20 protein-coding genes, 1 riboswitch and 1 other annotated feature (1 of these 22 cut by a window edge) are annotated in these 19,733 nt (G+C 53.3%); of the genes, 19 read left to right on the forward strand and 1 reads right to left on the reverse strand.

The window, feature by feature from the left end; translation table 11 throughout:
- Window positions 1-193 precede the first annotated feature (193 nt).
- From IAE55_RS07125 to IAE55_RS07215, 19 genes are all read left to right on the forward strand, one after another.
- On the forward strand, window positions 194-625 hold the full coding sequence (locus IAE55_RS07125) for a peptidylprolyl isomerase (RefSeq protein ID WP_076170052.1): 432 nt from the start codon (window positions 194-196) through the stop codon (window positions 623-625).
- A 184-nt stretch (window positions 626-809) separates the two neighbouring features.
- Window positions 810-982: riboswitch (FMN riboswitch) on the forward strand.
- A gap of 414 nt (window positions 983-1,396) precedes the next feature.
- Complete coding sequence (gene ribD, locus IAE55_RS07130; RefSeq protein WP_200631481.1) at window positions 1,397-2,506, forward strand: bifunctional diaminohydroxyphosphoribosylaminopyrimidine deaminase/5-amino-6-(5-phosphoribosylamino)uracil reductase RibD; 1,110 nt, start codon at window positions 1,397-1,399, stop codon at window positions 2,504-2,506.
- A gap of 103 nt (window positions 2,507-2,609) precedes the next feature.
- A complete protein-coding gene (locus IAE55_RS07135; RefSeq protein WP_200631482.1) occupies window positions 2,610-3,275 on the forward strand; it encodes a riboflavin synthase in 666 nt (221 codons plus the stop codon).
- A gap of 56 nt (window positions 3,276-3,331) precedes the next feature.
- Window positions 3,332-4,573, forward strand: coding sequence for a bifunctional 3,4-dihydroxy-2-butanone-4-phosphate synthase/GTP cyclohydrolase II (locus IAE55_RS07140; RefSeq protein ID WP_234489337.1), 1,242 nt, complete (start codon window positions 3,332-3,334; stop codon window positions 4,571-4,573).
- Window positions 4,574-4,593: 20 nt separating this feature from the next.
- Complete coding sequence (ribH, locus tag IAE55_RS07145; protein ID WP_089548072.1) at window positions 4,594-5,061, forward strand: 6,7-dimethyl-8-ribityllumazine synthase; 468 nt, start codon at window positions 4,594-4,596, stop codon at window positions 5,059-5,061.
- A 124-nt stretch (window positions 5,062-5,185) separates the two neighbouring features.
- A complete protein-coding gene (locus IAE55_RS07150; protein WP_145158443.1) occupies window positions 5,186-5,980 on the forward strand; it encodes a segregation and condensation protein A in 795 nt (264 codons plus the stop codon).
- Window positions 5,949-6,548 (forward strand): SMC-Scp complex subunit ScpB, encoded by a 600-nt coding sequence (gene scpB / locus IAE55_RS07155; RefSeq protein WP_105444744.1) that lies wholly within the window; start codon window positions 5,949-5,951, stop codon window positions 6,546-6,548. The genes IAE55_RS07150 and scpB overlap by 32 nt, the downstream gene beginning before the upstream one ends.
- 140 nt (window positions 6,549-6,688) lie before the next feature.
- Window positions 6,689-7,372 carry a DUF2953 domain-containing protein gene (locus IAE55_RS34230; RefSeq protein ID WP_145158445.1) on the forward strand — a complete coding sequence of 228 codons (684 nt, stop codon included), beginning with the start codon at window positions 6,689-6,691 and terminating at the stop codon, window positions 7,370-7,372.
- 121 nt (window positions 7,373-7,493) lie between these two features.
- Entirely contained in the window at window positions 7,494-7,967 is a 474-nt protein-coding gene (gene ytfJ, locus IAE55_RS07165; protein ID WP_105444660.1) for a GerW family sporulation protein, read from the forward strand.
- A gap of 158 nt (window positions 7,968-8,125) precedes the next feature.
- Complete coding sequence (locus IAE55_RS07170) at window positions 8,126-9,316, forward strand: D-alanyl-D-alanine carboxypeptidase family protein (RefSeq protein ID WP_200631484.1); 1,191 nt, start codon at window positions 8,126-8,128, stop codon at window positions 9,314-9,316.
- 35 nt (window positions 9,317-9,351) lie between these two features.
- Window positions 9,352-9,999, forward strand: coding sequence for a nucleoside recognition domain-containing protein (locus IAE55_RS07175; RefSeq protein WP_145023865.1), 648 nt, complete (start codon window positions 9,352-9,354; stop codon window positions 9,997-9,999).
- 9 nt (window positions 10,000-10,008) lie between these two features.
- Window positions 10,009-10,542 (forward strand): spore maturation protein, encoded by a 534-nt coding sequence (locus tag IAE55_RS07180; RefSeq protein WP_105444663.1) that lies wholly within the window; start codon window positions 10,009-10,011, stop codon window positions 10,540-10,542.
- An 80-nt stretch (window positions 10,543-10,622) separates the two neighbouring features.
- The gene (locus tag IAE55_RS07185; protein WP_200631487.1) at window positions 10,623-10,964 is read left to right on the forward strand and encodes an N-acetylmuramoyl-L-alanine amidase; all 342 of its coding nucleotides are present in this window, start codon (window positions 10,623-10,625) and stop codon (window positions 10,962-10,964) included.
- A gap of 21 nt (window positions 10,965-10,985) precedes the next feature.
- Complete coding sequence (locus tag IAE55_RS07190) at window positions 10,986-11,726, forward strand: pseudouridine synthase (protein ID WP_145158449.1); 741 nt, start codon at window positions 10,986-10,988, stop codon at window positions 11,724-11,726.
- A gap of 128 nt (window positions 11,727-11,854) precedes the next feature.
- A complete protein-coding gene (gene resA, locus IAE55_RS07195; protein WP_076170064.1) occupies window positions 11,855-12,379 on the forward strand; it encodes a thiol-disulfide oxidoreductase ResA in 525 nt (174 codons plus the stop codon).
- Window positions 12,379-14,070 carry a cytochrome c biogenesis protein ResB gene (resB, locus tag IAE55_RS07200; RefSeq protein WP_234489338.1) on the forward strand — a complete coding sequence of 564 codons (1,692 nt, stop codon included), beginning with the start codon at window positions 12,379-12,381 and terminating at the stop codon, window positions 14,068-14,070. The genes resA and resB overlap by 1 nt, the downstream gene beginning before the upstream one ends.
- Window positions 14,067-15,329, forward strand: coding sequence for a cytochrome c biogenesis protein CcsA (ccsA, locus tag IAE55_RS07205; protein WP_105444664.1), 1,263 nt, complete (start codon window positions 14,067-14,069; stop codon window positions 15,327-15,329). Before resB ends, ccsA begins: the two co-directional genes overlap by 4 nt.
- A 182-nt stretch (window positions 15,330-15,511) precedes the next feature.
- A complete protein-coding gene (locus IAE55_RS07210) occupies window positions 15,512-16,228 on the forward strand; it encodes a response regulator transcription factor (protein ID WP_076170066.1) in 717 nt (238 codons plus the stop codon).
- 1 nt (window position 16,229) lies between these two features.
- Window positions 16,230-17,663, forward strand: coding sequence for an ATP-binding protein (locus IAE55_RS07215; RefSeq protein WP_105444665.1), 1,434 nt, complete (start codon window positions 16,230-16,232; stop codon window positions 17,661-17,663).
- Window positions 17,664-17,828: 165 nt separating this feature from the next.
- On the opposite strand, the gene serA is transcribed toward IAE55_RS07215, so the two are convergent.
- Complete coding sequence (serA, locus tag IAE55_RS07220; RefSeq protein WP_200631489.1) at window positions 17,829-19,424, reverse strand: phosphoglycerate dehydrogenase; 1,596 nt, start codon at window positions 19,422-19,424, stop codon at window positions 17,829-17,831.
- Between the two features lie 244 nt (window positions 19,425-19,668).
- Window positions 19,669-19,733 (reverse strand) — a binding site (T-box leader); it runs 170 nt beyond the window's last position.

Consider the following 19,733-nt stretch of genomic DNA (forward strand, 5'->3'; position numbering starts at 1 on the left):
CCAGCGCCTCTGGTAAGTGAATTGGTGCGCAGTATAAAGGATCATCTCTGTATTGGGGAATGCAGAGGGGTCCTTTTGCGCGTTTATAGAACGAGGAGAAATGCGGAATTATTTTGCTTCGCCCGGGATTTCATAGTAAACTAGAAGATGTCTGTTAACACTCAGGAAAGACATGAAAGGAGTCATTGACATAATGGCCAAGCAAGCAAAAATCACTCTTGAAAACGGCGGCGAAGTGCTGCTCGATCTGTTTGAAAAAGACGCTCCGAACACGGTGGCGAACTTTGAAAAATTGGCAAACTCCGGTTTCTACAACGGTCTGGTGTTCCACCGCGTCATTCCGGGATTCGTTGCGCAGGGCGGTTGCCCGAACGGCACCGGTACCGGTGGCCCAGGCTACACAATCAACTGCGAGATCAACCCGAACAAACACGAGCGCGGATCGCTGGCGATGGCACATGCCGGCCGCAACACAGGCGGAAGCCAGTTCTATATCTGCTACCAACCGCAGCCGCATCTCGACGGACAACATACCGTATTCGGCAAAGTGACGAAGGGTATGGAATACGTCGACGCGTTCCAAGGCCGCGACGTGATGAAGACGGTCGAAGTATACGAAGCTTAATCTGCGAGTCGCGCACGATTTATCAGCCGCTTTCCCTGTTTCCAAAAGGGACAAGCGGCTTTTTGTTCAGGGCTGGGAAAAGAGGCGTATTGATTTTTTGCCGAGGCAGTGTTAACATTTCCTAGTATAGATGGGGCTCCCACTAGGCAGCCATTCCATCTGGCAATTGCATATTGATATTGGTTATATCCTTCGGGGCAGGGTGAAATTCCCTACCGGCGGTGATGACGCGGCAGGCAGATCAGTTCTGGCGCCCGTCTCAGTCCGTGACCCGGACGCTTCGTTTGACGCTGAGCGTACGGTGGACCTGGTGCAAATCCGGGACCGACAGTATAGTCTGGATGGGAGAAGGAGAGAAAGCGTGCACTTCAGTTCGGAGTGCAGCTGTCCAATAAGATGTCACGTGTACGTGGTTGTTTTCACATAGTAGAAGGTTGTCCCTGGAGGGATGGCTTCTGTTTGTTGACGACTTTACGCTACCGATGACTTATTTGGCTGATCCTGAATTTTGGGATTCTGCAGCCTTATTGGAGTGTATCAGACTTGTCTCTCACAGCCCCGAGGATGGTTTAAGCCATCCCGGGGCTTTTTGCTTTTTTACAAAGACCTGGGCATCCCCGGAGAGTACCGGTTTGAACAGCGCGGAGCTAAAGATGCACATGGTAAGGTTATTTACCATGGAATTTACAACTTGTGAAGTATCTGCAAAGCGCCCGAAGCCGAGACTTAGCTTTGAGGGGATGTCCCGATTACGAACAAGGGGGGAGATGAATGGACGGCATCATCAACGATGAATTCTATATGGCGCTTGCGCTCGATATGGCGGAGCGGGCACAGGGTCAGACCGGGATCAATCCGGTTGTTGGCTGCGTCGTCGTTAAAGACGGGGCTATGGTTGGGCTTGGCACGCATTTGCAGCGGGGAACCGCCCATGCGGAAGTCCATGCGCTGAATATGGCGGGTGACCGTGCGGAAGGGAGTACGGTCTATGTAACGCTGGAGCCCTGCAGCCATTACGGAAAAACGCCGCCCTGCAGCGAACGCCTTATACGCGAGAAGGTGAAGCGGGTCGTCGTGGCCTGCGAAGATCCCAACCCCCAGGTGGCGGGCAGAGGAATTGAGCTGCTCCGCCGCAGCGGGATTGAGGTGGAAGTTGGGCTGCTCGGTGACAGGTCCCGCCGCTTGAACGAAAAGTTTATCAAGTATATTACGACCGGGCTTCCCTATGTGACGGTCAAGACAGCAAGCACGCTGGACGGGCGCATCGCAGCCGAATCGGGAGACAGTAAATGGATCACGAACGAAGCGGCCCGGGAGCAGGTTCATACGCTCCGCCACCGCCATCAAGGGATTATGGTTGGCGTAAATACAGTGATCGCGGACAATCCGCAGCTGACTACCCGGCTGCAGGGCGCCATCGGTCTGAATCCTGTACGGATCGTCGTCGATTCCTTGCTGCGGATTCCGCTTGAGTCGAAGGTGGTTCAGGATGGAGCTGCGCCGACCGTCATTTTGACGACGGAACGCGCCGATCTGGATAAGGCGGATGCCCTTAAGGAGTTCGGCGTAGAAACGATCCGCTGCGGATCGGGCCCGCAGGTCGATCTTCGCCTGGCGATGCAGGAGCTGGGCAAACGTGAGATCGGCTCGATTCTGGTGGAAGGCGGCGGTCGGCTGAACGGTGCCTTGCTGGAGGCCCGGCTGATCGACCGGATCGTACTCTATTTCGCACCGAAAATCGTTGGAGGCACGGCGGCCCCCGTCAACTTCTCGCTGCGAGGAGCCGACAAGATGGCGGACGCCGTCCGGCTAGAAGACGTAGAGACCGAAGTGCTCGGGGATAACGTCTGCATCAGCGGAAAGCCGGTTTGGCCGGCATGACATGATCCGGAAAAACGATACTTAACTATTTAATGAGCTGCACACGGTTAACGATATGAATCGTATGAAATACTTCTTTACAGGACAGAAAGGAGCGGTTGCGATGTTTACCGGTTTGGTTGAAGAGGTCGGCGTCATGCGGGGCGTCTCCAGCAAAGGGGAAGCGATGATCCTCCATATCGAGGCCTCCCGGATTATGGGCGATCTCAAAATCGGGGACAGCGTCTCGGTCAATGGCGTCTGCCTCACGGCTGTCGAGATTGGAGCCCGTTCGTTCGCGGTGGACGTCATGCCGCAAACGTACCGCCATTCCACTTTGAAATCGCTGGGGGCTGGAAGCCGGGTGAATTTGGAGCGCGCCATGCAGGTGGGCGCCCGCTTCGGCGGACATATCGTGCAGGGACATGCCGACGGGACAGGGACGATCCGGGCGATGGACCGGGATCAGAATGCGGTGTTGATCGAAGTGGAGCCGGAAGATACAGCTCTGCTCCGCTATATCATCCCGCAAGGATCTATTACCCTGGACGGCATCAGCTTGACGGTGGTCAAGACGAGCGCCACAACATTCACCGTTTCCATTATCCCACATACGCTTGCGGAGACGAGTCTGGCAGACAGAAAGCCTGGAAGTGCCCTGAATCTGGAATGCGACATTCTCGGAAAATATGTGGACCATTTGCTTCACTACCGAACAGGGGAAGGGAATGGGCGTCCTGAACCTTCAGGAATCAGCCTGGAGCTGCTAGCACAACACGGATTTGCATGAGGCAGGCAAGAGGACAGACAGGCCAATATGCCCATGCAGGAATAGGAGGGAAACCCATGGAGGAGGATTTTGTGTTTGACCGCATTGAAGATGCGGTGTCTGACTTGTCGGCAGGCAAGGTCGTTATCGTCGTAGACGACGAGGACCGCGAGAACGAAGGAGATTTTATCGCCTTAGCGGATCAGGCAACGCCTGAAGTCATCAACTTCATGATCACGGAAGGACGCGGACTGGTCTGCATGCCGATTACCGAGGAAAGAGCCGCAGAGCTCGGCCTGAAGCCGATGGTATCGAACAATACGGACCATCACGGCACGGCTTTTACCGTCTCCATCGACCACAAGGAGACGACTACGGGCATCTCCGCCTATGAGCGGTCCCTGACCGCCAAAGCGCTGGCCGACCCGGAAGCGACTGCAGCAGATTTCCGGCGCCCCGGCCACATGTTTCCGCTGATTGCCAAAACCGGCGGCGTGCTCCGACGCGCCGGCCATACCGAAGCGGCGGTGGATCTCGCCCGTCTCAGCGGATCGTTCCCGGCCGGAGTGATCTGCGAGATCATCAAAGAGGACGGGACGATGGCACGGCTGCCGGACCTCGCGCAAATCGCCAAGAAACATGGCCTCAAGCTGATCAGCATCAAGGATTTGATCCAGTACCGCAACAATAAGGAAAAGCTCGTTACTCGCGAGGTATCGGTGCGGATGCCGACGGACTTCGGCGAGTTCCAGGTAGTCGCCTACACGAATGCGGTGGACAATAAAGAACATTTGGCGCTCGTCAAAGGGGACATCGCATCCGGGGAGCCGGTGCTCACCCGCGTCCATTCCGAATGCCTGACAGGGGATGTGTTCCATTCCCATCGCTGCGATTGCGGCCCGCAGTTTGAAGCCGCACTCCGGCAGATCAACGAAGAAGGCCGCGGCGTGCTGCTGTACATGCGCCAGGAGGGACGCGGTATCGGGCTCCTTAACAAGCTGAGAGCCTATAAGCTCCAGGAAGAGGGCCTTGATACGGTCGATGCCAACCTGAAGCTTGGATTCCCAGCGGATCTTCGCGATTACGGCATTGGAGCTCAAATATTGAAGGATCTCGGCATTCGCCAAATTCGGCTGCTGACGAACAATCCGCGCAAAATCAAAGGCCTGGAAGGCTACGGGCTGGAAATCGTCGAGCGCGTGCCGATCCAAATGCAGGCCAATAAGGACAACGAGAACTACTTGCATACGAAGCAAATGAAGCTGGGGCACATGCTGAAATTTGAGCAGCCCGATTCATTGACGACGACTACCGAATAATTACAGGAGGCTGATAAAGCATGGCACATATTTATGAAGGAAACTTGGTATCCGAAGGATTAAAATACGGCATCGTGGTAGGAAGATTCAATGAGTTCATCACCAGCAAGCTGCTGGGCGGCGCACTTGACGGCCTTAAGCGTCACGGCGCCAAGGAAGAAGAAGTGGACGTGGCATGGGTTCCGGGCGCTTTCGAAATCCCGCTGATTGCCCAGAAGATGGCGGAAAGCGGCAAGTACGACGCCGTCATTACGCTCGGCACGGTTATCCGGGGGTCAACCTCCCATTACGACTATGTGTGCAACGAGGTGGCCAAAGGCGTGGCGGCGATCAACCTGAAAACCGGCGTTCCTACCATTTTCGGCGTCTTGACGACAGAGAACATCGAGCAGGCGGTGGAACGGGCCGGAACGAAGGCCGGAAACAAAGGATACGATGCTGCGGTGGCGGCAATTGAAATGGCCAACTTGACGAAACAGTTAAAATAGTGCTTATTTAATGTAGTACCCTTTTTTACGGGTACTGCATTTTTTATGTCCGCAAAGTGCCTTAAGCGCCATTGGGACACAGCCCCGCTTGGCGGGCGTACTTTAAGTGACGGGAGGATAAGCCGTGAACACTGTATTATACAAGCTGGAGACGTTTGAAGGACCGCTTGATTTGCTGCTGCACCTGATTGACAAAGCGGAAATCGACATCCAGGATATCCCCGTCAGTGAGATTACCGATCAATATATGGAATATTTGCAGAGCATGCAGGAGCTCGAATTGGATATCACCAGCGAGTTTCTGGTTATGGCGGCCACGCTGCTGTCGATCAAGAGCAAGCTCCTGCTGCCGAAGCCTCCGGTATTTGAAATGGACGAGTTTGACTTTTATGAAGAAGAAGAAATCGATCCGCGGGCGGAGCTCGTGCAGAAGCTGATCGAATACCGCAAATATAAAGGGATTGCCAAGCATTTGCAGGAAAAGGAATTTGAACGGAGCCTGATCTACTCCAAGGAGCCCGAGGATCTAACGCCGTGGGTGCCGCGTGTGTCGGACAATCCGGTCAAAGGCCTGCACGCCTCCGATTTGGTCGCGGCTTTTCAGAAGGCGCTGCGCAAGGCGTCGAAGCGGACCAGCTACGCCAAAATCCAGCGGGACGAAATTTCGGTGAAGGATCGGATCCGCGAGGTGGTGCATGCCCTGGAATCCAGCGGGCCCGGCGGCAAGCTATTGTTTTCCAAGCTGCTGCATGATGAGATGGTACGGCATGAAATCGTCGTGACGTTTCTGGCCATTTTGGAGCTGATGAAGATGAAACAAATTATTTGTTATCAGGAAAAGCTGTTCGACGACATTGTGATGGAATGGAAAGGGGGAGGTCTCTCGAATGGACTTTCCGACGTTGAAATCGATTATTGAGGGTCTGCTCTTTTTGGCGGGGGATGAAGGGCTGACGGCCAAGCAGATTGCCGAGGTCGTCGAGCATCGTCCCGAGCTGGTGACCGACGCCCTGGAAGAAATGAAGGAGGATTTTGTCAGGGAGAAAAGGGGGATCCAGGTCGTCCAGATTGCCGGCAGCTATCAGCTGGCTACGCTGCCCGATCACGCCCCGTATTTTGAGCGGCTCGCTTATTCCCCATCCCGATCCTCGCTGTCGCAGGCGGCTCTCGAGACGCTGGCCATCGTGGCCTACCGGCAGCCGATTACCCGTGTGGAAATCGAAGAGATCCGCGGCGTCAAATCCGAGCGGGCGATCCAGACGCTGGTCAACAAGGACCTGATCGAGGAGACGGGACGGGCGGAGGCGATCGGACGTCCGATTTTGTACGGTACGACCAAGTCGTTCCTCGATTACTTTGGCCTGCCGAATCTTCAGGCGCTCCCGGAGCCGGCCATATTTGAAGATACGGATAATCTGGAGGAAGAAACCCAGCTCTTGTTCGAAAAGCTGGACGGAAGACAGCTGACGTTTGACGATGTGCCGTAAAACTGCATAAACAACAAGACCCATCCGGATTCCCCGGGTGGGTTTTTGGCGTTCAAAAAAAGCTTGTGGCCGAATCTTTTCCATTAGGGAATGCCATACTATGCACAGGAAGATTTAAGGACAGACTTGGGGGTTTATACGTGTGGATTGTAGTCGCCATTATTGTTATCCTGATCATTCTGCTGGTTGCCATCATAATGTCAAGCATTACCATTACATTATGGTACAGCAAGCACAATAAGGATGACAAAGCCGTATTGGACGTCAAGATGCTGTATGGAATCGTAAAGATGCATTATGAGATGCCTTCCCTGGTGTTTGCCAATATGAAAAAGGGCTTTATGCTCCGGCTTGAAAGTAAAAACAGTTTTCGTAGCGGCCAAACCGCCGGAAAAGCGCATATTAACAAAAGACGGATTGACCATTGGGCAGATGAAGTGAGGATTATGCTCCAGTCGACGGCTTCTTTAAAGGAATGGTTTAACCGTACCATGCAGCATGTGAACATCATGAAGCTGGATTGGTCCACCAATTTATCAACAGGCGATGCAGCCTGGACTGCGATTGCAACGGGAACCGTGTGGGGGCTTAAAACGACCCTGGTGGGCTGGCTTTCCTTTAAAGTACGCATGCGAAACAATCCTAGGCTCTTTGTCGTTCCGGTGTTTAAGGATGAGCCGCAGTTTGCCACCGAGCTGTCCTGCGTCGCTCGCATATCCTGCGGTTATGCCTTGTATGCCGGCATCATGTTGATGGCCCGAATTCTCAAAGTACCGGGAGGTCCGATCCATTGGTTCAGATTGGCCAAACAGGTTCTGCGATAGCAAAGGCTTACTTAATTTAACGGTACCAGCCGTGCAGGCGGGCCTACATACTTCAAAGGGATATGGGCAAGCTAACATCTGTGGCTCAGAGCTTAATATCAACACACTAGGAGGAATCAACATGGCAGAGCATCCGATTCAAGGCTTAATGCAGACTGCGATGGAAAACATCAAAGGCATGGTTGATGTCAACACAATCGTCGGCGACCCTGTAGAAACTCCTGACGGCAGCGTCATCCTTCCGATCAGTAAGGTGGGCTTTGGCTTTGCTGCAGGAGGAAGTGATTTTAACGCGGATGATATCAGTAAAAGCGTGAGCGCGGCTCCCGGACATGAATCCAAGTCCTTGCCGTTTGGCGGGGGCAGCGGCGGCGGAGTTTCGATTCGTCCGATCGCATTTCTCGTTGTCGGCAAAGCAGGCGTGAATATCGTTCCGCTCGATAATCAAACGCATTTATTCGAGAAATTAATTGATTCCGCACCGTCCATGGTGGATAAAATCACGTCGATGTTCCAAACGAATACGCAAACGGGTGCTGGTGCAGTCAATCCAGCCCAAACGACGACTTCGGAGATCAATCCTTCATTGTTTTAAGCCTGTGCCAATCCCTTCCGTCAGCCGGGAGGGATTTTTTGTGAAGAAACGATTTCTGAAAAAGGGCATCGATTTTTTCTGGTTTGCACGTTTGGCATACCCGAGTTAGGCCAAGCATATACTTGTACAAGATTTTCCGAACCGAAAGGAAAGATAACATGTGGATCAAGCATAAACGAATATGGAGCTGGATTGCGGTCATCACGCTCATCGCCAGCGGCTTTGCCGGTACAAGCCGGGTATCGGCCGCGAAAAATTTACCCGCTCTCGGTACCCACGCTCAGGCCGCAGCCTTGATCGATGTCACTTCAGGCAGGCTGCTGTATTCCAGCCACGGGGACGATGAGCTCCGGATCGCCAGCCTGACGAAAATCATGACCGCCATCGTAGCGATTGAGCATGGCAAGCTGGACAGCGAAGTGAAGGTCAGCAAAAACGCCTTTGGCAAAGAAGGGTCTTCCATCTATCTCAAGCTGGGGGAAGAAATGACCCTGGAAAATATGCTGTACGGGCTGATGCTGCGTTCAGGCAATGACGCGGCCACGGCGATTGCCGAGCACGTCGGCGGTTCTGTGGAGGGGTTTGTATATTTGATGAACGAGAAAGCCCGTATGCTGGGCCTTTCCCATTCGCATTTTATGAATCCGCACGGACTGGACGAGGAAGGCCATTATTCATCGGCCAACGATTTGGCCAAGCTGACGGCATATGCCCTGCATAATCCGGTTTTTAAGGAAATCGTGAAGACGCCGACGAAGAAGGTTCCGAATCCGAATGAATCATGGGACTACAAATGGGATAACAAAAATAAAATGCTCCGCCTTTATGAAGGAGCGGACGGGGTTAAGACCGGCTATACCAAAAAGGCGTTCCGCTGCCTGGTCAGCTCGGCAACCCGCAACGGCCAGCAGCTGGTCGCCGTGACACTGAATGACGGGGACGACTGGAACGACCACGGCAGAATGCTGGATTACGGGTTTGAATACTACCCGCTGAAACAGCTGACCGAAAAAGGGGAGTCGGTACAGGGACAGGACCTGGTGGTCAGCCAAACGTTCCAGTACCCTTTTGCCGATGGTGAGGAAGCTCAGGTCAACAAGAAGCTGGTGCTCTATCCTGAAGCTGAGGAAGGATCGCCGGATTTGAGATTCGGGCTGAGAGGGAAAATCGAGGTGTCGCTGAAAGGGGAAAAGATCGGAGAAATTCCGGTCTACAGAAAAGGAAGCGTGCTGCCGGAACGAACGGCGTCCGGAACATCTGCTAAGCAGACGATGGCACCCGTTCACCAAAGTAATTGGGGACAATGGTTTAACGTGGTACTGAAGCGTCTGCTTCAGCCTGGTGCCTGATGTTAACGTAACAACCTGGGGAGAGGGGATACGAAATGATCAATGCGATTTGGCTGGGGCTTATTCTGATTGGATTCGGTTTTGCAGCAGCCCAGGGGAAAATTGAACTGGTCACTTCTGCGGCCTTCGACGGGGCTAAGACTGGGGTGACAGTATGTTTCGGGTTAATCAGCGTGCTGGTCTTCTGGCTCGGTATGATGCGCCTTGCGGAAGATTCGGGCCTGCTGAAAAAAATAGCCCGGCTGCTGAGCCCGATCGTCACCTTTTTATTTCCGGATGTGCCGAAAAACCATCCTGCGATGGGTTACATATTGTCCAATATGAGCGCGAATCTGCTCGGTCTAGGCAACGCAGCTACGCCAATGGGCATCAAGGCGATGCAGGAGCTGCAGACGCTGAATCCCGATAAGACGGCCGCCAGTCCGGCGATGTGCACGCTGCTGGCGCTTAATACGGCCAGCATCACCTTGATTCCGACTACGCTGATTGCGATCCGGATGAACTATCAGTCCGCCAATCCGACCGATATCGTTGGCACCACGCTGATGGCGACCGCCGTGGCCACGTTGGCCGCCATCGTGATGGACCGCTGGTACCGGCGCAAATTTATGCGCAGCAGGCCGAAGAAGCCGCCGGTGCATGCGGGTCCCGTTTCTTCCTCCCAATCTGAGCTGAAAGGGTGAGCAGGGCGTATGGTGGCGTTCATCAATATGATATCGGCCTGGGCGATCCCGGTACTGATCGCGTTTATTCCCCTTTATGCTTTTACTAAGAAGGTGCCGGTGTACGAGTCCTTCGTCGACGGAGCCAAAGAGGGATTTCAAACGGCCATTCAAATCATTCCTAACCTGGTCGGGATGATGGTAGGGATCAGCATTTTCCGGGCCTCAGGGGCCCTTGATTTTTTTGTGGGCTGGACAGGTCCCTTCCTTCAGCATTTGGGCGTTCCGAGCGAAATATTGCCCCTGGGTCTGCTGCGGCCGCTGACAGGAACAGGGTCCCTCGCATTCGCCACTGATCTGATCTCGGTGTACGGCCCGGATTCCATGATCGGACGGATGGCTTCAACGATACAAGGGAGTACGGATACGACGCTGTACGTGCTCACTGTTTATTTGGGTGCGGTCGGGATCCGCAACGGGAGGTATGCGCTTAAGGTCGGTCTCTTATCGGATGCGGTAGGATTTGCAGCGGCCATTGCCGTCTGCCTGCTGTTCTTCGGATAACCGGCCAGCCGTGTGGAACGGTTTCATGGACACCTCATATACTGTAACAAGCTCAGGCTAGTTTAAATGAGGTGATCCGCATGACATTCGAAGGCTTTATCATCCATCATTCTGCATGCCCTTCCATCAACGGGAAAGGGTATGATTTTTGGATCGGGGAGGATGCCTCGGTCGTTTCTTCCCCTTACATCACCGATCCGTCCCATATCCATATTTGCCTCCAGGGTGATTTTAACCGCGAATACACCCTGTTTCGCGCTGCCGAAAAACAGCAGTTGTTCGTGGCCAGCAAACTTATTATGGAGCTGGCACGCCGCTACAACATTTCCCCCCTCTATTTGTATCCTCACTCCGACACCTGCCCAGGAGCGGATTTTCCATGGAACGAACTTGTGATTTATCCTGTTGATGGTTATCATTAGGGTTGAGGTGACCTATTGAACATGGAGAGATTACAGAAAGTGTTAGCGCAGGCCGGTATCGCTTCGCGCCGTAAGTGCGAAGAATTGATTCTGGCCGGCAAAGTGGAAGTTAACGGGGAAACCGTAACCACGCTGGGGACCAAGGCGGACCCGAATCAAGATATCATCAAGGTGAACGGCAAACCGATCAAGCACGAGCAGAAGATTTACATCGTTTTCAACAAGCCAAAAGGGGTAATTACCAGCGCGTCCGACCCGGAAGGACGAAAAATCGTAACCGATTATTTGAAAGGCATCAAAGAGCGGGTTTATCCGGTCGGCCGTCTGGACTACGATACCGAAGGTCTGCTGCTGCTGACCAATGACGGCGAATTTGCCAATCTGCTGACTCACCCGCGGCATCATGTGCCCAAAACGTATCTGGCGACGGTGGAGGGGATCCCGCATGGCAGCGATCTGGACAAGCTCAAAGCCGGCATTCAGCTGGAGGATGGTATGACGGCCCCTGCTGAAGTCGAATATAAAGATATCGACACGGGGAAGAACGAAGCCGTAATCAGCATCACGATTCATGAAGGCCGCAACCGGCAGGTCAGACGGATGTTTGATGCGATCAAACATCCGGTGATCCGGCTGAAACGCATAGCGTTCGGTGACCTGCTGCTGCACAATTTGAAGCGCGGTTTGTACCGCCACCTGACAAAGGATGAAGTACAAAGTTTATTAAATATGGCTAAATCGGGAAATTTAAACAAAAGATAGAACGGAAGGACACATAATTTTCAAATACTCCCGGAGCACCTGTGACATTATTTCGCTATAATTGTTCATAGGTTGTTCAAACTCTGCGCTTAAAATATGTGATTTGTCATGGAAAGGGAGCTTTTGGCATGGGTAAATCTAGAAAAAAGGTTCAAATCATTATCCTGCTGTTGATTGTCATTTTGGGCGGTTACGCCATTACGACACAGGTTTCGGGCTCTAATGGCAAACCGACGGAAGGCAGTAAGGCGCCGAACTTTGACTTGCTCGGGCTGGACGGCAAGGTTCATACGCTCGATGAATATAAAGGCAAGGCGCTTGTTGTCAATTTCTGGGGAACCTGGTGCGAACCATGCGTGAAGGAAATGCCCGCTCTGCAGGCCCAGTATGATAAGTGGAAGGATAAGGATGTCGTCATCGTTGGCATCAACGCCGGCGAGGACAAGATGGCCGTAGAAAATTTTGTGAAGCAGGTCCATGTCAGCTTCCCGGTAATGCTGGATCCTGAGAAGGACGCCATTCAATCCTACGGAATATCCCCGCTGCCTACGACGTTTTTTGTCTCGCCTAACGGGAAGATCAATAAGATCCATCTGGGACAGCTGGATTTGCAAACTCTCGATCAGCAAATTGAAGAGTTGGTGAATTCCTGATGATGAAGGAAGTTATTGCATTCAAGAACACAAAGTGCGAGTGCGGGCACCAAAACCCCGTGGGAACGGTGCTCTGCGAGGCTTGCGGAAGGCCATTGGAAGAACAAGACCGCGAGTCCAACGAAGTTCTGGAGATGCGCTATGACGGGATGGCACGACGCTCTCAGCGTGCCAACCCGAATTTCATAGACCGGATCTGGAACTTCTTTTCGTCTGTAAAGATCGCCGTATACATGATTATCCTGACCCTGCTCGGATCGATGCTCGGGACGATTTTCCCCCAGGAAAACACATTTCTGAACATCGATCCCTCAACGTACTACAAGGAAACTTACGGCACGGCCGGATGGATTTATTACAAGCTGGGCCTGTCGCATACGTACGAATCCTGGTGGTTTATCCTCCTGCTCGTCATGATCGGCGCGTCGCTGGTCATCTGCAGCCTGGACCGGGTGCTGCCATTGTACAAAGCGCTTACCAAGCAAAGAATTTTGAAGCATAAGCAGTTCCTGACCCGTCAGCGCGTGGTGTATCAGGGACCGGTAGAGCTGGAGTCCAAGGAATGGGTGGAGCAGGCATCCGTCCACATCAAGAAAAGAGGCTACCGTGTACATACCTTGGATAACGCTTTACTCGCAGAAAAGTACCGCTTCAGCCGCTGGGGACCTTATGTCATCCATATCGGGCTGATCATTTTCCTGCTGGCCGTGCTGGCACGCGGCTTGCCCGGTCTGCACATGGATCAGCATGTCGCTTTTCCAGAAGGCGAAATCAAGCACATTCCGAATACGTCGTATTATTTGAAGAACGAGAAGTTTACGGTTGAATATTACTCGGAGCAAGATTTGCCAAAGGAATTTCAGGGCAAAAACAAGGTGCTTCCAAAACTGTTCAAGACGCAGGCGACCCTGTACGAATGTACGGCCAACTGCAATGATCCGTCCAAACAGCCTACGCTCAAGGCCGTTGACCATCACAATATCGAGGTTAACGACCCGATGGATTACAAAGGCCTGAAGGCCTATCAGTTTGACTACGATTTGACACCGGTCCTCCGTTCGGTCAAGCCTTCCCTGGTGGACAAGAAGACCGGCAAAGATTACGGAACGTTCCAGCTGAGGATCAAGGATCCTGAGCGGAACTACAAGGTGGGGCCATATTCGCTTGAGTTGAAGGAGAAGTACAACGATTTTGGGCTGGACGAGAACGGTCAGCCTGTCACGAAAACTCCGAATCCAAACGCGCCGGCTTTTCTCTTCCTGATTAAAGGGCCGAATTTGCCAGCCGTAGGCGTACATTATTTCTATTTCCCGAAACAAATCGACAAGGAGCGCTTCCAGCAGGATGCCATCAACGCCAAAATGAACGGCGGCAGCGTTCCGCTTGAGCTGGATGTCAAAGGAATGGGAAATGTGGACTTATCGATGTCGACCACCTATTTGAACATCCGGGTGGACAAAGCGATGCCTTTTGTCTGGGTAGGCGCAGCCATCGTCATGCTTGGACTTGTACTCGGCTTCTATTGGCAGCACCGCCGGATCTGGCTGCGGATTGACAACGGGAACCTGACCCTCGGTGCGCATACCAGCAAGAACTGGTTCGGCATCCGCCGGGAGATTGCGGCAATACTTCGCAAAATGAATCTGGAAGTGGACGAGAAGTCCTTGGATAACGGAGGGAATCACTCATGAGTGGATTGTTAAATTTCAGCAGCAACATGTTCGTCGTCGCATTCTTCCTGTACTGCGCGGCGTTCATCCTGTTCGCGGTCGCCATTATGGGCCGGCGGTGGAGCAACAGGGATCCGGAGTCGCACCGCAGGAAGTGGGGGAATATCGCGTTCGGGGTATCCTCCCTCGGCCTGGTGCTGGAGCTAACGTACTTCTTTACCCGGTGGGCGGGCGGCGGACATATTCCCGTCAGCAACATGTACGAATTCATGTCATTCCTTTCGATGATGGTCATGGTGGCGTTTACGGTGGTATATCTCATTTACCGCAAAACGATACTCGGCTTGTTCGCCGTTCCGATCACGATCATCATCATGGCATACGCCGCGGTATTTCCGCAGGAGGTGCAGCCGCTGATTCCGTCGCTGCAGTCCTATTGGCTGAAAATCCACGTCACGATGGCGGCGGCCGGGGAGTCGTTCTTCGCGATCGCATTTGCAGCAGGCTTTATGTACCTGCTGCGCACGGTGAATTTCAGCAGCACGGATAAAAAGGACAGACGCCAGCAGCGCTGGGTCGAAATCGTATTTTTCTCGATCATTCTGGTTATCTCGTTTATCATTACGGTCTTTGCCTTCCGTGCAGCCGGTTATGAATCCGTGTTCACCCAGACGAAGGCTTCCGGAACGGCCGGGCAAACGACGAGCGTTACGCAGACCGTCGAATACAAGCTGCCGCCGATCGTTGCGCCGTACCACAGCAAGATCGAAAGCTATCAGCCGTTCCTCGGCATGACGAAGCCGCTGTTCAGCGCTCCGTCCTGGATGAACGGGATCAACGCGGGACGCAAGTTCAACACGATTATTTGGACGGTGATCTCCGGCATTATCCTGTACGGAATCCTCCGGTTGATCGCGCGCAAGCCGCTTGGACGTGCGGCCTCTCCGTTTCTGGACGGGATCGACCCCGATGATTTGGATGAGATCAGCTACCGTGCGATCGCCATTGGGTTTCCGATCTTTACGCTCGGCGCCTTGATCTTTGCGATGATTTGGGCTCAGGTGGCCTGGGGACGTTTCTGGGGATGGGATCCGAAAGAAGTGTGGGCGCTCATCTGCTGGCTGTTCTACAGTGCCTATCTGCATCTCAGATTGTCCCGCGGCTGGCAGGGGCGCCAGTCGTCATGGCTGTCGGTTCTCGGCTTCCTGGTGGTTATGTTTACCCTCGTCGGCGTGAACCTGGTCATTGCGGGACTTCACTCCTATGCGGGTACAAACTGATTCGAATATGACAATTTTATATGGATTGAACTAGAGTACATTCTTACTTTAGTTCAATCCATTTAGCACTGAATAATCCGTTTCACATTGCTCGCTTGGATGTTGAAACGGATTTTTGTTAAGATTAGCATGGAGTTATGACAAGTTCTTCACAGAAACATAGAAGGGGTTGAGGTTGTCTTATGTCAGAACATACAAACCGGATCCTGGTCGTGGACGACGAGGAACGGATCCGCCGCTTGCTGAAAATGTATTTGGAGAAGGAAGGCTATGAAGTCGAGGAGGCCGAGGACGGCGAAACCGCGCTCCGTAAAGCATCCAATCAGGATTATGGCCTGATCATGCTGGACTTGATGCTGCCCGGCATGGACGGCATCGAGGTGTGCAATCGGCTGCGCCAGCTCAAATCGACGCCGGTGCTGATGCTGACCGCCAAAGGCGAGGAGATCAACCGGGTTCAAGGCTTTGAAGTCGGCGCCGACGATTATGTCGTGAAGCCATTTAGCCCGAGGGAAGTCATTTACCGGGTAAAAGCGATTTTGCGGCGCTCTTCGGCAACGGCGTACCTGTCGAAGGAAACGAATTCGAGCAACAACATCGTGTTTCCGCATCTTGTGATTGAGCACGATGCCCATCGGGTGACTGCGAACGGACAAGAGGTCAGCTTGACGCCTAAGGAATACGAGCTGCTGCATTACCTGGCGGTCTCGCCGGACAAAGTTTTTTCCCGGGAAGAATTGCTGAAGGATGTATGGAACTATGAATTTTTCGGTGACCTGCGGACGGTCGACACGCACGTGAAGCGCCTGCGGGAGAAGCTGAACAAGGTCTCACCTGAGTCGGCGGCGATGATCACCACCGTCTGGGGCGTAGGCTACAAGCTCGAGGTACCGAAATAACATGAATTTCTGGACCTCTCTTGTCGGGAAGCTCTGGGCGACCATCATCTGCCTGGTAGCATGCATCCTGATTATTCTCGGGTTATTTCTGCTTCCATACATCGATATGAATTATTCGAACTCCGGGGACATCAAGCGGCTGTTTACGTACACGGCGATCATCGGGTTTTCGATGACGACTTTCTTTGCGCTGTTTCTGCTGACGAAGATTACGCAGCCGATGCAGCAGATGATTCAGGCTACCGAAGCGATCCGTAAAGGCGAGTACAACACGCGCCTGTCGATCAATACGAGCGACGAGATCGGGAAGCTGGCGAACACGTTCAATCATATGGCGGCTGAGCTGGAAGACAACATCCGCAATTTGAACCAGGAAAAGGAGCATTTGGCGAGCGTCCTTCGAAGTATGAGCGACGGCGTTATTACGTTCGATACTTCAGGCAAGGTGATCTTGACGAATCCACCGGGACAGAAGCTGATCACCCAATGGAAGGATATCCACTGGAACTTGGACCAGGAGGACGCCGAAGGGGAGGAAGAACAGCAGGTACCCGAGCCTTTGCTGGACCTGTTCGACAATATGCTGGAGGGAAGCGGCGACACGAGCACGAATCTTCACGTCAAGCAGGGCGTCTGGTCGGTTCATATGGCGCCTCTGTATTCGGATAACGACATCCGCGGGGCGGTTGCGGTGCTCCGCAACGTAACCGAGGAAGTGCAGCTGGAGAAAATGCGCCAGGACTTCGTTGCCAACGTGTCGCATGAGATCCGTACACCGCTGTCCATGATGCAGGGATACAGCGAAGCGCTGCTGGATGGCATGGCGGCGTCGCCGGAGGAGAGCCAGGAACTGATTCAGGTCATTCATGACGAATCCCTTCGCATGGGGCGACTAGTTAAGGATCTGCTTGACATGGCGCGGATGGAAGCGGGGCATGTCGACATGGCCAAAAAGCAGCTTGACCTCAACGAGCTGCTGGAGCGGGTATACCGCAAGTTTACGGTACGGGCCAAGGAGCGGAATATCGAGCTCCTTTATGACCGCAAGACGGAGGATATGGTGCTTGAGGAGGCCGACGAAGACCGTTTAGAGCAGGTGATGACCAACCTGCTGGACAATGCGTTCAGGCACACGCCTGAAGAGAAGAAGATCAGCATCCTTGCCGACCGTGTCCTGTCGGACAACAAGCCGATGATCCGAATCGTGGTGAAGGACGAGGGCGTAGGCATTCCGCCGGAGGACCTGCCGTTCGTGTTTGAACGGTTTTACAAGGCGGACAAGGCACGGGTACGCGGGGAATCGGTCGGAACGGGTCTTGGGCTAGCCATTGTTAAGAACATCGTAGAATCGCACCAGGGCAGCATTCAGGTGGACAGCATCCTGGGCGAAGGAACGGCCTTTACGATGCTGCTGCCTGTCGAAAGCCGTAAATAATGGAAAAAGAACAGGAAACACCTCTGACGGGGTGTTTTTTTGTTGAAGAAAAAAGATTAATCTTGTTCAACGTGGAACATCAGCTTGTTTACCCACCAACAAAAAACAGCGTAAGCCAGGCTCACTTGAACCTGCTTACGCTGTTCTTAATAAAGTATGGACCGACTAGGAAAGGACGATTTCGACGGCACTGTTGAGTTCCGGAATCGTCGTCAGCTCATTCAGCACTTCTTTCTGCACGCCTTTGTCGACGGTCAGAATCATGATGGCTTCGCCGCCGATAATTTTCCGGCCGACCTGCATCGAAGCGATGTTAACGTCGTTCTTGCCGAGCAGCGTTCCGACTTGGCCGATAATACCCGGTTTGTCGTTATGGGAAATCAGGATTTGATGACCCTCCGGAGCGATATCGACTGGGAACTTGTTCAGCTGCACGATCCGCTCGCCATAGCCGTTAAGCAGGGTGCCCGCTACCAGACGCTCTTCGTTTTCGGAGGTTTTGAGGGTAACGGTAAGCAGGTTCGTAAAGCCTTTGGATTTAGGAGCCGTGGATACGGCCACGTTGACTTCACGGTTTTTGGCGAGATGCATGCAGTTGACGATATTGACTTCGCTGCCAAGGTGATGGGCAAGCACGCCTTTGACGATATAGCGAGTCAGCGGAAGGGTGTCGATGTCGGACAAATCTCCCGCATAGTCCACATGAATTTCATGGATCGCCTGGTTTTTCGTAATTTGGGCGGCAAAGCTGCCCAGTTTCTCCCCGAGCGAGAAGTAAGGCTGCAGACGGCTCATGATGCTCGGTGCCACCGGCGGCATGTTGACAGCGTTCTTGAACGGCTCGTCGCGCAGAATATGCAGCACTTCTTCGGAAACGTCAATGGCTACGTTCTCCTGGGCTTCGATGGTGGAAGCGCCGAGGTGAGGCGTAACGATAATCTTCGGATGGTTCAGGAACGGATGGTCCTGCTGCGGCGGCTCCGATTCAAACACGTCGAATGCGGCGCCTGCAACGATGCCTTCGTCGATCGCTTCAACCAGGGCCATCTCGTCAATGACGCCACCGCGGGCGCAGTTGATGATGCGCATACCCTTTTTCATCACTTCAAATTGCGGACGGGAAATCATATGGCGGGTCTCCGGCGTAAGCGGCGTATGCACTGTCATAAAATCGGCGTTCCGGATAATATCATCCACCGTTGCCAGCTTCACTTCGAGCTTCTCGGCGCGTTCCTGGGTCAGGAACGGGTCGAATGCCAGAATGTTCATGCCGAACGCTTTGGCACGTTTGGCCACCTCGCTGCCGATCCGTCCCATACCTAGTACGCCGAGCGTTTTGTTGCGAAGCTCGACGCCAAGGAACGATTTGCGGTCCCATGTTCCGCCGATCGTTTTGGCATAAGCTTGTGGGATGTGACGGGCCAGTGCCATCATCATCGCAAAGGTATGCTCGCAGGTGGTTATCGTATTGCCGTCAGGGGCATTAATAACGATGATGCCGCGTTGGGTTGCCGTTTCGAGGTCGATGTTGTCCACGCCGACGCCGGCGCGGCCGACGACTTTCAGGCGGGTTCCCGCGGCCATAATTTTTTCGGTAACACGCGTTTGGCTGCGAACGAGAAGGGCGTCATAATCCCCGATGATCGCCGCAAGCTCGTCTTCGGAGAGCCCTGTATTTTTCTCTACCGTGACATCAGGTGCATCGACTAACTGCTGGATTCCGAGATCGCTGATCGGATCCGATACTAACACTTTAAACATTGGTTTCCATCCTCCTTAAATATCTAGAACGCTTATATATAAGGACATGTCCGATAGGAACATATCCGTGAAGCCGAAAGTGGAGCCGCTGAGCCTATGGGAGGCAATCAGGCGGACGCCTAAGTTCATTCCGTAAAGCAACGCGGTACTGTGCCAAAGGATGAACGTGCAGCTGACCGCATTTTTTCTCATTATTCTTTAGTTGAACAACAAAAAAACTCCCGATCCGCATACTACTTCCGTAGTAAGGGACGAGAGTTATCGTGGTGCCACCCTAATTCACCGCCGTCTTCGCGAACGGCAGCCTCA

It is taken from the genome of Paenibacillus sp. S28, assembly GCF_016624415.1.
In the GTDB taxonomy this organism is placed as follows: domain Bacteria; phylum Bacillota; class Bacilli; order Paenibacillales; family Paenibacillaceae; genus Paenibacillus_AQ; species Paenibacillus_AQ favisporus.